The sequence below is a fragment of the Nocardia sp. NPDC127606 genome (assembly GCF_042671725.1).
Classification (GTDB): Bacteria; Actinomycetota; Actinomycetes; order Mycobacteriales; family Mycobacteriaceae; genus Nocardia.
Genome location: NZ_JBHXWQ010000001.1, coordinates 1313494 through 1327539, shown reverse-complemented (window position 1 = coordinate 1327539; position 14046 = coordinate 1313494). Strand labels below are relative to the sequence as shown.

General features: G+C 69.5%; 8 protein-coding genes. 2 read left to right on the top strand and 6 right to left on the bottom strand.

All coding sequences use genetic code 11. From position 1 onward, the window contains the following. Nucleotides 1-106: 106 nt before the first annotated feature. Both ACFVJ5_RS06265 and ACFVJ5_RS06260 read right to left on the bottom strand, forming a co-directional pair. Entirely contained in the window at nucleotides 107-1201 is a 1095-nt protein-coding gene (locus ACFVJ5_RS06265) for a catalase family protein (protein ID WP_379218809.1), read from the bottom strand. After that, entirely contained in the window at nucleotides 1198-2985 is a 1788-nt protein-coding gene (locus ACFVJ5_RS06260; RefSeq protein WP_379218808.1) for a peroxidase family protein, read from the bottom strand. The genes ACFVJ5_RS06265 and ACFVJ5_RS06260 overlap by 4 nt, the downstream gene beginning before the upstream one ends. A 293-nt stretch (nucleotides 2986-3278) precedes the next feature. Between ACFVJ5_RS06260 and ACFVJ5_RS06255 the strand changes: the two genes are divergently transcribed. Further along, nucleotides 3279-4031 (top strand): hypothetical protein, encoded by a 753-nt coding sequence (locus ACFVJ5_RS06255; RefSeq protein ID WP_379218807.1) that lies wholly within the window; start codon nucleotides 3279-3281, stop codon nucleotides 4029-4031. Between the two features lie 153 nt (nucleotides 4032-4184). Here ACFVJ5_RS06255 and ACFVJ5_RS06250 read toward each other — a convergent pair whose 3' ends face one another. After that, nucleotides 4185-4583, bottom strand: a complete 399-nt coding sequence (locus ACFVJ5_RS06250) for a hypothetical protein (protein WP_379218806.1) — start codon at nucleotides 4581-4583, stop codon at nucleotides 4185-4187. Nucleotides 4584-4811: 228 nt separating this feature from the next. Between ACFVJ5_RS06250 and ACFVJ5_RS06245 the strand changes: the two genes are divergently transcribed. After that, a complete protein-coding gene (locus ACFVJ5_RS06245) occupies nucleotides 4812-5675 on the top strand; it encodes a caspase family protein (RefSeq protein WP_379218805.1) in 864 nt (287 codons plus the stop codon). A gap of 34 nt (nucleotides 5676-5709) precedes the next feature. Here the strand turns inward: ACFVJ5_RS06245 and ACFVJ5_RS06240 are convergent, their stop codons facing one another. From ACFVJ5_RS06240 to ACFVJ5_RS06230, 3 genes are read right to left on the bottom strand one after another with little or no spacing between them, the layout of a single operon-like run. Further along, nucleotides 5710-9168 carry a hypothetical protein gene (locus tag ACFVJ5_RS06240; protein WP_379218804.1) on the bottom strand — a complete coding sequence of 1153 codons (3459 nt, stop codon included), beginning with the start codon at nucleotides 9166-9168 and terminating at the stop codon, nucleotides 5710-5712. Then, entirely contained in the window at nucleotides 9165-11252 is a 2088-nt protein-coding gene (locus ACFVJ5_RS06235; protein ID WP_379218803.1) for a WD40 repeat domain-containing protein, read from the bottom strand. Before ACFVJ5_RS06235 ends, ACFVJ5_RS06240 begins: the two co-directional genes overlap by 4 nt. Continuing rightward, a complete protein-coding gene (locus ACFVJ5_RS06230) occupies nucleotides 11252-14014 on the bottom strand; it encodes a hypothetical protein (protein ID WP_379218802.1) in 2763 nt (920 codons plus the stop codon). The genes ACFVJ5_RS06235 and ACFVJ5_RS06230 overlap by 1 nt, the downstream gene beginning before the upstream one ends. Nucleotides 14015-14046: the final 32 nt, after the last annotated feature.

Below are 14046 nucleotides of genomic sequence, written 5' to 3'. Positions count from 1 at the left end.
GAAAAGTGTAGTTCTCGTCCGGCCCCGTCACAACGAATCGGCCCGGCGACACGCGTGCGGACCGGCGCGGCGGGCGCACGTGGCGGCTGTACGGGTGCCGCGGTGGTCATGGCGGGAGCTCGGTGGCGTCACGGGGCTCGAGCCGCGGCGCGTTGTTGACGTCGTGGCGGTAGTTGCTCGATGCCTCGTACACCCGCTTCTTGAGCCGGTTGATCGAGCCCAGCGGTCGGTGCGCGTCCAAGCCTCGCCAGGAGTTGAACGAGAGCACGTCGTCGCCGTAGGCACGCCGCTGCGGGGTGTACGGATCCTGCACGTCGAAGCGGATGGTCGCCACCGTGCGGTGCGGTGAGTCGTCCTCGGGCCATGGCACGGTCGCGTCCTCGATCGGCATGGTGGCGGTATCGGTGCACAACTGCACGCGCAGTTCGTAGGTGGCGCTGTGCCCGGCGAAGAAGTCGACGATCAGGTCCTGATGCGCATTGACGCCCGCGTCGGGGTCGACCGGTTGTCCTTGCAGCGCGGCGACTTCCGGCGACACCGGCACGTAGAGCAGCTTGGCCACGTAGTCGCCGTAGCGCAGTGGCGCCGAGGAGTAGAAGGTCTCGCCGAGGATGTGGGTGTTGGGTGCGACGAAGACACCGAGATTCGGTGGCACGCTGCGCCCGATCCGGCGCAGCACGTGCGTGTTCAGCGCGGCGACGAGATCGCTGCCCGCGCGCAGGGCGGCATCGGGCAGCCGGGCCAGCACCCAGGCGGTCGGCATGCCCTTGGTGAGGTAGGCGTGCGCGTCGGCGAAGAGGAACTCACGGTGGGTGACCATGATGAAGTCCTGCGTGCTCGCCTCGTCGTCGGGCAGCGCGCGCGGCCCGTGCACCCCGAGCACCTTGATCCCGAGTCCGCGGACGCCGCGTAGCTGATCGCTACGGATCACCCCGGAGGTGCTCGACAACCGCGCGATCACCGGATAGGTGGCCGGGGTGGCGAACATGCCCTGGGCCAGTTCGGGCGGCAGGCCCGCGGGCACCGTCAGTTCGCCGCGCAGGATGCCGTGACTCTTGGCGTGTGCGTCGCGCAATCCACGCTTGTACTTGCGGTAGGCGCGTTCGTTGTTGTCGCGCAGCACCGCGATGATCTTGTCGATGATCTGTTCTTCGTCGGGCCTCGGTTGTTCCAGGTCGTCGCGGTAGCTCAGGTAGCTCATCGCGGGCTCCTCCACGGGGCGAACGGATTCGCGACGCCGTCCAGCGCCGGCGCGAGAGTCGGGAAATGCCGCAGCAGCACGCTGCGCATCGTGTTGTCGCGCACCCAGGCCAGGCCCGCCTCGGTGTAGACCTCGGGCCGGAAGTCGGTGGTGAAGAACCGGTCCGCCGACAGCCGCCGCGACGCCATCAGCACGAACACGCGAAAAGCGGTGTCGCTGAAGCCGAAACCGGGCGGCTTGGGTTCGGCATAGAGGCCGATCATCAGGTCGACATCGTCCACGTCGCCGTACACCTGTTCGAGCTCGCGCGCCCACCGCGGATCATCGGTGAGTTCGTCGAACGAGGTGACCGGCGGCAGTCGCAGGTGTCGCCGGAACTCGTTGTAGCGCGGCACACCTCGCTCGCGGACCCGCAGGATGTCGACGGTCGCGAGATCGAGCAGCGGCTGGCCCGGACGCTCGAGCTGTTGCAGGTGGGCGGGGTAGTTGTGCAGCGTCAACGCGCCGGGGTTGGCTCGGCCGAAGGAGTAGAGCAGCGTGTCCATCGCCGTCTCGGCGAGCCGTTCGCGGATGTGGGCGACGCCGAGTTCGGGCAGCGGGTGCTCGGCCAGCACGGTGTCGTCGGCGAGGCTGCGGACGACGAGCGCGTCGGGGATCAGCGGGTGCATGCGGTAGACCGAGACGAACTCCTCGGTGAGCGAGTACGGCACTCCGCTGTCGTCCCGCGCGGAACCCGGTATGCCGCACAGCACTTCGTTGCCGATGAAGTGGCCGAAGCGCCGCGAAATCCGCTCCCCCAGCACACCGAACCAGTTCGCGCGCATGGCCGCGACGGTGGTGGGATGGGCGATCACGGCCGGTGTCCAGTCGACGGTGTGGATCTTCGCGATCAACGCGGAGTTGACCAGTCGGGCGGTGTCGTAGAGCTGCTGATCGTTCATGTCGGGGTAGCGCCGGGTCAGGCGGGCACAGATCGCGTTGTGTTCGCGCAGGAACAGCGAGTGCAGCAGGGCCAGGCCCACCCAGGCATTGGCCGCCGACGGGTCGAGTGCCACCAGCCGCTCGGCGTCCAGCGGCGGGAGCCCGAGTTCGTCGATCACGAGCTGGCCGTGTTTTCCCGAGCGCAGCGAAGCGGCGAATTCCGCTGTCTTGCCGTAGATCTGAGAGGCGTCCCACCAGTGGGTCTCCCCGGTGACGTAGGTCGGCGCGGCGGCCGGATCGGGGGCGGCCACCGCCGCCGTGCGTGGGATCGTCATCGGGGGGTGCGGCCACTGGTCGTCGTCGTCCAGGGTCACGATGAACGGGTCGTGTTCGGCCGGGTCGTGCACGAACCAGTCGTGCACCTCGAACTGGATCCAGGCCGCCGCCAGCAGATTCAGCGTGGTGGCCGGCTGGAATCGGTCGCGCGTGAGCAGCTGCCTGCTGATCGTGCGCGGGTTGGGTTCCATGATCCGCGCTGGAGCCTCGGGGTAGGTGCTGTCGAGTGGGACATTGCGGCCGAATCGGCAGCCGATCGAACCCGCGCGCGGGTCGTCGGGGCTGTTGTAGGTGCCCTCGACGGTGCGAGCGTTGCGGTACTCGCCGGTGTCGTCCGGGGGCAGCGGTCCGGCCGGGTGCGGGCCCGTGTCGAAGAGGTTGCGCGCCCGTAATCTGCTGCGCAGGCCGACCAGCACGGCCAACCCCAACGGGGTCGGGAGCCGGAACCAGCCGACACGCCGGTCCAGCGCCTCCGCGGCGGTGACCAATGCGCGGGTGACCAGTGACTGTTGCTGTGCGTCGACCATCGAGAACCTCCACGGAATGGCGCGTGCTCGCCGCCTACCGGACCGATCGAGTCCAGTCTCCGACACCTGGTCAGGCCTGTCACGAGTAGTCCACTACGCGCGGGCACGCGCGCGCGGCACCGCGCCGCCGATCCGGCGCCGCTGTCGTCGATGGTCCTCACGCGACCCGGACACCCGACCTGATCGGGTAGCGCACTACGCGCGCGCGGCGGCCCGTCGATGGGCGAATCTGGCTTCCAGGGCGCTCGCGCACCGCGGGCAGTACCCGTCACAGCGACAGAAAGGGGGCCCGGGTGATCACGCCGATCGAGATCAAAGTGAACCTCGACGGGGATGTCGCGGGCGCGCTGCACCGGCTCCGATGTCCCGATACCGCCGCGGCCTACCGCGACATCTGGTTCGCCGAGCCGCTGCACCCGGGTACTACGGGGGCGCCCACGCTGCTGTCGAGCCGTATCGTCATCCGGTTACGCAGCGGCGAGGAGGAGGACGATCTCACCGTCAAACTGCGACCGTGCGTGCGCTCCCAGCTGGCGGGCCGCTGGGCGGCGCCTTTCACCGAGCCGGGTGTCCGGTACCGCATCGAAAGCGATTGGTCGGCCGATCGGCGGATGCTGTCGGCCTCGGCGATCAGCGTGCGGTCTCCCGGTTCGCTGCGCGCGGCGGTGGCCAGGGGTCTCGATGTCACCGACGAGCTTCACTCGGCTCAGCGGCAGTTCCTGGTCAGCTGCACCCCACCCGGCGTGGCGGTCGACCACCTGCGCGCGATGGGACCGGTCGCTTCGGCACGGTGGACGGGGGTGCCGGTGGGGAACCTGAGCGCCGACGTCGAACGGTGGACCACCGCCGGACTCGACGTGCTCGAACTCTCAGTGAAAGTCGTACCACGACAGGGCGATTCGCCCGTCGATCTGCACCTGCGCGCGCTCGACGCCCGGCGTGAACTCGACGCCGCACTGCGCACGCTCGGCGTGACGATCGCCTCGGGTGACACCAAAACCGAGCAGGTGCTCACCGCATTGGCGGCGGCGCACCGGCTCGGGTAATGCTCGGCAGGGGGTCGGTGGCCGGTCCTGATCGACATCGTCGGCGACGCGGACCTGCCCTTCGACTGTCACGGTGCCGGACGGCCCGGATCGACCACGCTGTCGATCGGAGCTCGGCGTCCGGCGGATCCGTGACACTGCCATCGCGGCGGCTCAATTGGCGATGATGAAGTTGAACAGCACCCTGATGTTGCTGTTCCACCCGACGTGATATCGCACCGTCATGGTGCCGTCGGCGTGCGGAACCACATTCAGGACCTGGGTCGTGGCAGGCCCGAGGAACGGGGTGTTGTTGGTGTCGATCTCGGTCAGGCTGACCGAGACCTGACTGTCGGCCCGGACATCGGCCTCCGGGAATCCGAATACCCAGGCACCCGTTCCGTGGGTGCGCAGGATCTTCCGTGCCCAGAAGATCGACGTGATATTCGTCTGGCTGATCGCCCGAACGTCGGCTTCTTCGGCGCCGTAGCCGGTTTTCGCCGGCGCGAACGCCTCTTCTTCGGTATCCGCGCTCGCTGCCACGACCGCGTCTTCGATATCCGTCTCCAACATTTCGGTGCCCTTTCCTCGGCGGAAATACTGTGTGGAGCAATCGTCGCGCGCGGGCGCGTGGGTGCGAATGCGTAATCCACTACCCGAATACGCGCAGGTGCGACGGCGTTCGTGGCGCCCATTCGAGTAGTCCGCCACGCTATCGAGTTCGGCACGGCCGCAGCAGGATCGAGAGGTGCCGAATATCTCGGCATCAGACGATCACTTTCTCTAGATGGAGGAACGGCAGTGAGCGGATATTCCTTGCATATCGGATTGAATCGGGTCGACCCCGCCGCGTACGGCGGCTGGGACGGCGCTCTCGCTGGATGCGTGAACGACGCCAATTCCATGGCCGCGCTGGCCGCCGCACAGGGATTCGCCACGTCGACGAAATTGCTCGACAGTGCGGCGACCTCCTTCGCGATCATCGGCGAAATCGGTCAGCTGGCGCACACTGCGCAACCCGGCGATCTCGTGCTCATCACCTATTCGGGCCACGGCGGCCAGACCTGGGATGTCGACGGCGAGGAGGACGACAGCCAGGACGAGACCTGGGTGGCCTTCGATCGCCAGATCGTCGACGACGAGCTGTATCAGATGTGGCGGCAGTTCGCGGCGGGCGTGCGCGTAGTCGTGTGCTCCGACAGCTGTCACAGCGGCTCGGTGGTCCGTGACGTGTTCACGCGCGACGCGAGGGCGGCGATCATCGACGTGGCCGAACGCGCCGCCGCCGACGACCCGGCCGGGCTCACCGTGGTCGCGGGTAGCGCCAAGGCGATGCCGCGCGAGGTCCAGACCGAGGACAACAAGCGGCGCAGGCAGCTGTATTCGTTCGTCCAGCGCCTGAGCGGTCCGCAGGCTCGGGCCGACATCAGGGCGGGCGTGCTGCTGCTCGCCGGCTGCCAGGATTCCCAGCTGTCCTATGACGGGCCGGTCAACGGGCAGTTCACGGGGTCATTGCTCGAGGTCTGGGCCAACGGCACCTTCACCGCCGGGTATTCCCAGTTCCACCGGCAGATCATGAACATCATGCCGCCCGACCAGGTGCCCAACCTGTTCACGATCAACGCGGCCGCCGATTTTCTCGATCAGCGCCCGTTCACACCGTAGCCGCCGAGGGTGCGGGGTTCGCCGCCCCGCACCCTCACGGTCGGCGCCACGGGGCCGGCAGGACGATCGTGGCGACGAAGACATTGCGCAGGTGCAGATCGACCGGCAGGTCCGCGGCGTCCGAGCCGGGAAGATTCTCGGTCTCGCGCAGACGCAACCGCAGGTGGCCGCTCTCGGGCGGCAGCGGCAGTGGGGGAATCCGCCCGTCGGCCGCGCGCTCCACGGCATGCCCCGGCACCGGCCGCCACGCCGGGAGATCCGGTGACTCGGCGGGGTCGGTGACCACGGCATCGACCGTGTCGGGCGCGTGCGGGCCCGGGCAGGACTCGAGGAACACCGTCAGCCGATTGAGCGGATTCGGTGACGTGCCGGTCACCGTGATCCGCAGCTCGGCCCCTGATCGTTCGACGACGACCTTTCGATCGGGCAGCAGTGGCACGCTGTCGGCCACGACGAGCGGTGACAGGCTCATCCCGTCCAGACTGCTGCGTTGATAGCGGGCGACCACCAGACGCGTGAACGGGTTGTAGGACCGCTCCCCTGGTGGCGCGGCGATTTCCACGTCCGCGAACCACCGGTCACCGCCGGGCGAGACCGGATGTGGGGCGATGGTGACCGACTCGCCCAGCTCCGGAACGAAAACCGTGACCTGCCCTGTCGATGCGGGGAACCACGCGGCGGGCGGGAACGGCCGGGTCGCCGGTGTGCCGAACAGCGGATCACGTCCCATCCTGCTCACGGCCTCGCGCACGGCAGGCGACGGGTCAGCGCCCGGCGCGAGAACCACCGCCAATTGCTCACCATCGCCCGTCTCGTACCAGGGGCGTGCCACCTCCACACGCAATCGCCCACTGTCCCTGGTGAGTTCGATGCGATCGGTGCCGATCCGTTCGGTGCGCCAGCCGAACGCCGGGACGACGCCGAGCACCACCGGCGCGGTCGGTCGCGCACAGGACGGAACAACGACGGGCGCCTGCGTGCGGTCGACCGCGAACGCGGACTCGGGTTCACCGGCTTTGAAGTACTGCCGAAACCGGCTCACCGCGGTGAGTGTGTAGTCGATGACGCGGTGTCCGGTGTCGCCGAACTCGTGTCGAATCCGCACCTGCGGTGCTTCACCGGGCGCGATCGTCTGGCTGTGCAGGTGCGCGATCTGGACCGGGCGGCGGGTGGCGGTGGCTTCGGGTCCGGTATCGCTGATCTCGGTCCACGCGGCGGCGACCTCGAGGCGTCCGGTGCTGTCGGGGTCGAGACCGGCATCGGCGCCCACGGGCGGGAACGTCGGTGTGAGCAACACCGTCGGATCGTGCGCACCGCGGATGACAGCGGTCGCGGGCAATGCCCACAGTGGTTGGCGCAGTGGACGTTTGACAGCATGTACCACCGTGACCCGAATCGGTGGCGTGACCGCTGGATTGCGGCCGAGTTTGGTGCTGTCCGGCGAGATCGCCGCCTCCCCCGCGCCGCCACCGGCGAGGAAGTCGCTGATGGCCAGGTGGTTGGACAGCTCACCGTCGAGGGTGGAGCTCAGCTCGATCGTCGCTTCCTTTCCCTTGGCCAGCGCGACGATCAGCACGGCGCCGTTCCACCGCACGGAAATCGCCCGGTCGCCGGACTGTTCGTGCAGCTGCAGGGTTTTGGAGGCGAAGTCGGGCCAGCCCGGAGCCCACGCGCTGTGGTCGCCGATGGGCGTGACGAGTCCTGCCTGACCCGCGCGCACGTGTGCCCGCACGCCGCTGGCCACCGGGTCGGGTAGCCCCGAGCCACTGCCGTCGGCGTCTATCGCGCGCTGGGCCAGCCGGAAGGACTCCTCGTCGGTGAGTTCGTCGAGCACGCGGTGCTGTTCGATCAGGACGAACGGTGCGGTCGGGGGGCGCAGGACGCGCGCGTCGACCGCGGGGTAATCCGGGTCGCTCGCGCTGATCTGACCGACGGTGCGGTCGAAGTCGCTGCGGATCACCAGCCGCACGACCGCCGCACCCGGCGCGAGTACCGCGGGTCCGTGTACCTCGGGTGGCGGTACCGGGTCGTGGCGCAGGTAGCTCACGCCGGTGCTGGCTACTGTCGCGTCGGCGAGTTCGGCGGCGGTGAGCCCACCACCGGCCATATCCGCGATCCGCACCCGCATCTGGTACAGATCGGCGAACCGTAGCGCGGGCATGCTGCGTGGCGGAACGGTGAAGGCACAGCGGAAGTCGAACGGCAAGGGCTGGGCGGGATTGCGGGCCGGGCCCGCGGTGTCACCGCGCAGGTTCGGTGAGGGCAGCGCCAGACTCCAGCCGTCCCACCGGACCACGACCTCGTCGGCACGCAACAGCCCGTCGGCCCCCCGGACCGCCGCGAACGGCTTGACGTGCCCTTCTTCGCGCCCCGACACGATGTCGACGCCGTTGACGCGATAGTCGGCGTCGCGTTCACACACCGACAGCCACGGCGTTCCCTCGCGACGGATGTCCACGCGATAGCCGAGCACGAGGTCCTCGGCCGAGAACACAGCATCGCCGATCGCCCTGGCTCGTCGCCCGGCACCGCTGCGCGCGGCGAACTCCCGGGCGCGCCCGGGCCGGATCAGCGAGATCCCGCTGGATCGGACCGGTGGCATGGTGGCGTTCTCGGGCGGGTTCAGCGCGAAATCGTGTGCCGCCTGCCGGAATCCGTCCGCACCGCCGTCGATGTCGAAGGTCGCGATCGCCCATCGTCGTGGTGCGGCGGGAGCGCCGGGGTCGGTCAGTGAGGCGGAGTCGGAGAGATCGAGCAGGCCCGCGCGGATACCGGAGGAGCCCTCGGCCATCGGTGCGGGCCGGAAGCTCGCCGGGGTGAGTTCGTAGCGCGTCCACGGGGACGTGACGAGGTTGCGCAGAAACGGCGGATCGGTACACCGCACACTCAACTGCGCCGTTCCGACATCCAGATCCGCGGCCTCGCAACGCAGTTCGAAGATCAACCCCAGTTCGAGCAGGACCGACGGATGTTCGCGCAGGTTCGAGACCGTCCGGTGGAAATCGGCGACGACCGGTGGCGGCGGCGCGATCTCGTCCGGGACCGGCGGTGTCGCTGCGCCGTTCCACCCGGCGATCTGGTCACGGACGGTGGCCTCGGTCTCCTCCGGTGTCCGTTCGGCCCCGGTGCGGGTGACGGTGCGCAGGGTGGCGGCGACTTTCCGTGCGGTGTTCGAGGTGTCGGAGACCCGGGGTGGTTGCACCGTCCGGTCTTCCCACTGCCGCACGAAACCGGCGTCACCGCCGAAGAATTCGGCCCACAGCGCCGATTTCGCTTGGCTGACCAGACGCGGCGACCGACCGATCACCCGCTCCCCCGCCGCGCTGCGTACCCGCAGTTGGAAACCCACCTGGTCGGTCAGGATCGACGGCCAGTCCGTCAGCCCGAAGTCGCTCAGCGTGCCTTCCGACAGCCTCGGCACCACCAGCACCCGCAGCGACAGCTCGGTGCCGTCGCGGCCGTCGGGAACCGCGACCCACAGGATCTCGCTCATCGCTCGCCCACTTCGTATACCCGCGCGACATCGTCGGTGCAGGCGCCCACGATGATCCGGCGATCGCCACCGGAGGCCAAGTGGCTCATCGGCATCGGATGCAGGAACCGATCGAGCTCGCGTCCGGTGACCGGGTCGACGACCGCCACCACCGAGTCGTCGACGGAGACCACCAGCCTGCCATTCGCGGCGAACACCAGGTCGTTGACGGCGGCCCTGGTCGGGATCCGCTGCACCAGGACCCGCTGATCGCCCCCGACGCGCCAGATGTCGACCGTGTGGGCGGTGCCCGCCGTGGCGAGCAGGCCGGCGTCCGCCGACAACGCCAGGACTGTCACCGGCCCCGGGTGCTCGATGCGCCATCGCCGCTGTCCGGTGGTCGCGTCGATCGCGACGGTGCTGCCGTCTTCACTGGCTGTGACCACCATCCCGTCACCGACTCGCAGCGCCCTGATCTTGGCGTCGTGTTCGAACGGCGGGTGCAGTTCCTCGCCGGTCGCCGCGGACAGGATGCGAACCTTGCGATCCAGTGCCGCGGTCGCCACCCAGGCGCCGCCCGGCCCGATCGCGACGTGGGTGACGGCCAGTGGATGCGGACGCGTCCAGAGTGCGACCACGTTCTCGGAGTCGGCGCCGGGCACCCGGTCGAACAGCCGTGCGTTGCGGTCGGCGCTCGCACTCGCCACCCGGGTTCCGTTGTCGCTGAAGGTGACCGCGTTGACCGGGCCGTTGTGGCGCGCGGTCCAGCGCGCGCCGGTCAGCGTGTCGAAGTGGCGCAGCCTGCCGTCGCTGCTGCCGGTGACGACGCTGTGTCCGTCGGGGCTGACCGCGACGGCGCCGATCGGGCCGGGGTGGACGCGTTCGAGCATGAGCTCACCACCGGCCGCGCGGAAGACGACGAGCCGGGATTCGGCGGCGGCCGCGACGATTCCGGCGGCGCCGTCGCTCGCGGCGACAGCGGCGATGCGGGCCTGGCAGTCGCGCCGTGAGCGTGCGGGTGTGCCGAGTTCGTACACGCGAACACTGGTTTCGCCGCCCGCGATCACCCGTGCGCCGTCTCCGGTCACCGCCAGGTGGGCGACGTCTCGCCCGGGATCGGACCAGACCACCGCCTCGCCGTGCGCCTCGACGACACTGATGCCCGCGCCTTGCGGCACCGGCGGCACTGCCACGTTGACGACCAGTTGCGCACCCCCGGAGAGGAATTCGCTCGCGAAGGGCAGTCCGTTCGACGGCGTGGGCAGCCGCCGCCGCACACTGCCGTCGACCACCGCCAGCACGGCCACATCCTGGTTCCCGACCCGCACCAGCGTGGTGCGGTCGGGACCGAAGACAAGCGTGTCGAACCAGAGGTTGGCGTTCGCCAATTCGGGCACGTCGATCGCCCCGCGCTGGATGGGTGCCCCGTCGGCGTCGGTCTGGAACTCGTAGGTCACGATCTCCGCCCATCCGGCACTGGCGACGATCACCGCGTCGCCGTCCGCGGTGAACACCGCGGCCGACGGGATGTTCTGATGGTCGCCCAACTCCCACCTCGGCGCGCCTGTGCGCGCGTCGACCAACGACGGGCATCCGGTGCACAGCAGCGTGGAGTCGAGCCCGAACCGGGGGCGCGACAACGCACTTTGCAGTTCGTACCGCAGCGCACCGGTGGCCGTATCGAGCACGAAGACGTGCGCCGATTCACCGGCGGCCTGATTGCGGACGCCGACGACGCCCAGGTGTGTCCCGTCCGGGCCGAACTCGAGGAAGCCGCCGCCGTCGATCGTCCAGATCTGCTCGCCGGTCGCGGTGCGCAGCAACGAGATACGCAACTGCGAGTCCGGGCCCTGTGTCGAGACCGCGACCGTGGCGCCGTCGGGGGCGAAGACCGCGTCGAAGCAGGCCAGTCCCGGCAGGGTCCAGGCAGGCCTGCCGACCGCGGCGTCGATCACGCTCAGACCGAGCACCGTACCGTTGCCGATCCCCACCGACCACAACGCGCCCGCGAAGATCCATCGTCCGTCGTGGCTCGTGGCCACCCGGCCGACCCCATGGGTCAGCTCGGCGTCGAGCACCACCCGGAAGAATTCGGATTCGTCCATCACCCTCGCCCTACTCCCACGAACGCGGCCCGGTACTCGAGCCACTGCGCCATTGCCGTATCCCGATCACGCAGCGCCGGGCGGCGCGCCGCCCCGCCCGCGAGCACCCATTCACCGCTGTCGAGTTCGACGCTGTCCGACCAGAGCGTGAGGTCGACCTCGATGACCAGCGTCGCCCGGCCCACGAGCGCGTTGCGCTCGGGCCGGTAGGTCAGTGACAGGCACAGCTCGACCGACACGCTGATCAGCCCGAGCACTTCGACGCAGCCACCGATGCGCAGATAGCCGCACAGTGTCACGGCACCGCCGCGTTCGAGGGTGAACCGAACTCCACCGAGCGCGTGCACTTCGCCCGAGGCGACGACGAAATCGACCGCGACGAAGGCCCCGAATTCCAAGGACGCCTCGAGCCGCCGTAATCCGTCGCGATCGAGCTCGATCTCCAGGTAGCCGCCTCCGCCGAACATCATCACGCTGAGCTGGAACGGGCTGACCCGACTGGCGAAGCCGAAGGTGAAACTGACCGGGTCGCCGTCGAAGGGGATGTCGATGGCCGCGGTGAGTGCGATGTTGCGCATGACGAACGCGCCCGCGGTGACCGGCGGTAGAGGCAGTGCGTAGCGCACCGCGATGCCGCGGGTGGTGATGTCGAGCAGCTTGCCGGTGTCGCCGAGCCGTACCAGGTCCTGGAGTTCCTTCAGCAGGGTCAGCTCGCCGACGAATTCGACACCGATCCCGTCGACGCTGACATCGGGTGCCGATCCCCCACGCTGGGTGACAGTGAGGGTCGCGAAGGTCAGGCGCAGCACCCGCTGCGGTCCCGGCGGCAGCTCGAGGCTGAAATCCTTGACCGCGCAGAGGGTTTCGTTCTTGTCGGGCGAGGCGACAACAGTGAGATCGAGCCGGGTGCCGGGCCGGGCCACGAACGTGCCCGTCGATCGTAGGGCGACATCGCGCCACTGCATCCGGACCTCCGGCGCCGCACCGGCCCGGGGCACCGCGGTGATCTCCGGCGGCAGGCGCAATTGGGTCACCAGTGTCTTCAGCGGAAAGCCCAGCAGCGCGGCCTGATCCGACGGGAACAGCGCGGCGGGGTCGATCAACCCGGTTGCCGGATGCGGCAGGGCTCGCAGGCTCACCGGCCCGAGACTCCGCGAGATCGCGTCGGCGACGTACTTCGGGGCGACCAGGCCACCCGATCGTCCGGCGTCGCGGGCGAAATCGATCTCGCGGGTCTGGTTCGACACCATCTCCATCAGCACATCGGCGGCGCCGTCGCGCAGGTAGTTCTCCGACAGCCGCACCGAGGTCAACCGGTCGTCGCCGCGCAACACCCGCAATGCGGGCAAGGCGATCTCGAGCTGGTCGAGGCCCGCCCGGTATCCGTCGGCGAGCGACTGGTTCGCGATGCCCGCGATCGTCACCCCGTGCACTTCGTGGATATCGCCACGGGCACGCCCACCCGTGCCCGCGATGTCGATCGGTGTCGGAGCGCACGTCACCGCTTGCGTGCCGTAGTCGCGCGAAAGGCGCTGGGCCAGACCGGGGTCGGTGAGTGAGCTCACCGCGCCGACGGCGATCTCGGCGACGAAGAACAACGGCAGCCCGAAGGTGAGCACACCGGTGCCGGTCGTGCACCGAATCGGGAACAGCACCGGCGTACCGGCGGTGGTGGTGGGCCGGAAATGGGTGGACTGTTCGCCGATGCCCGGCAGTGCGGTCCGCTGCCAGCCCGCACCGGGAACCGCGGAATTCGGCGAGGCCAGATCGGTGAACGTCGTCTGCTCGATCTCGATGTCGCCGAGCGGGAATCGGCGGCGCAACCCCGGGTTGTCGGGCGGACGACGCACCGGCTCGACCACGGTGAGCACACCGATCCGGCGCAGCACCGCGGCCCCGCCTGCCGTGGTGTCGAATTCCCGGGTGACGACCTCGAGGTATTCGGCCCGGTGGCCCAGCGGATACAGCACACCTTCGAATCGCGCGCGGACCAGCATGTCGCGACCGAGCACGGTGCGCTGCTCCCATTCGAACGCCGCCCAGCTCCCCCGGGCGTGCAGGGTGGCACCGAGAGCGCTGAGCTCGAGCCGGGCGGCGGTAGCCGGGCGCACGGCCGTCTCCGCCACGAGTCGTGTGCGGACCGCGCGCGGCGTCCCGAGCGTGTTGTTCGGCGCCGCCGGACCGAAGTCGGGATCGGCGGTGTTCGCGATGTCGTGCTCGGCGGCCCGGACGGTCAGGTGCGCGTCCGTCAGCGCGGCGACAGCAGGAACTTCGGCATCGACGAGGCGGGTTCGCCACATCGCCTGCACGCCGGTGGTCGAGGCGGCCGAGCCGTGTCGGCACACGACCGCGCCACCGGCGGTACCCGCACCCGGCACCAGGATCGTGCGCCACGGGATCTCGAGTGCGGTCTCCTGCGCCGATGCCACAACGAGCGGAACGCCACTCATCGCCTCCAGGATCCCGTTCGCCGTCAACGGGATTCGGCGACCGGCAGCCATGGTCGCGACCACCCGGCTCGGGCCTGCGAGCATTCCGCGCCACCCGGGCACGACCGTTCCCGTCGTACCCGCCGCCAGTGCGAGCGGCGCGGGTGATCGCGGGGGTGAGCACTCCTCGCCGACGTGCTGCGGGGGGAACCACAGCGTGAGCCGGGCCCGCTCCCCCGCGATGAGCACGCCGGTCCCGTCGGTGGTGAAGCCCGACCAGCGAACCCCGATCACCAGGTGGTCCGCCGGTCGGACCAGCAACGCGTCGCTCATCTGCCCTCGCCTCTCCTCGCGCGGGCGCGTCG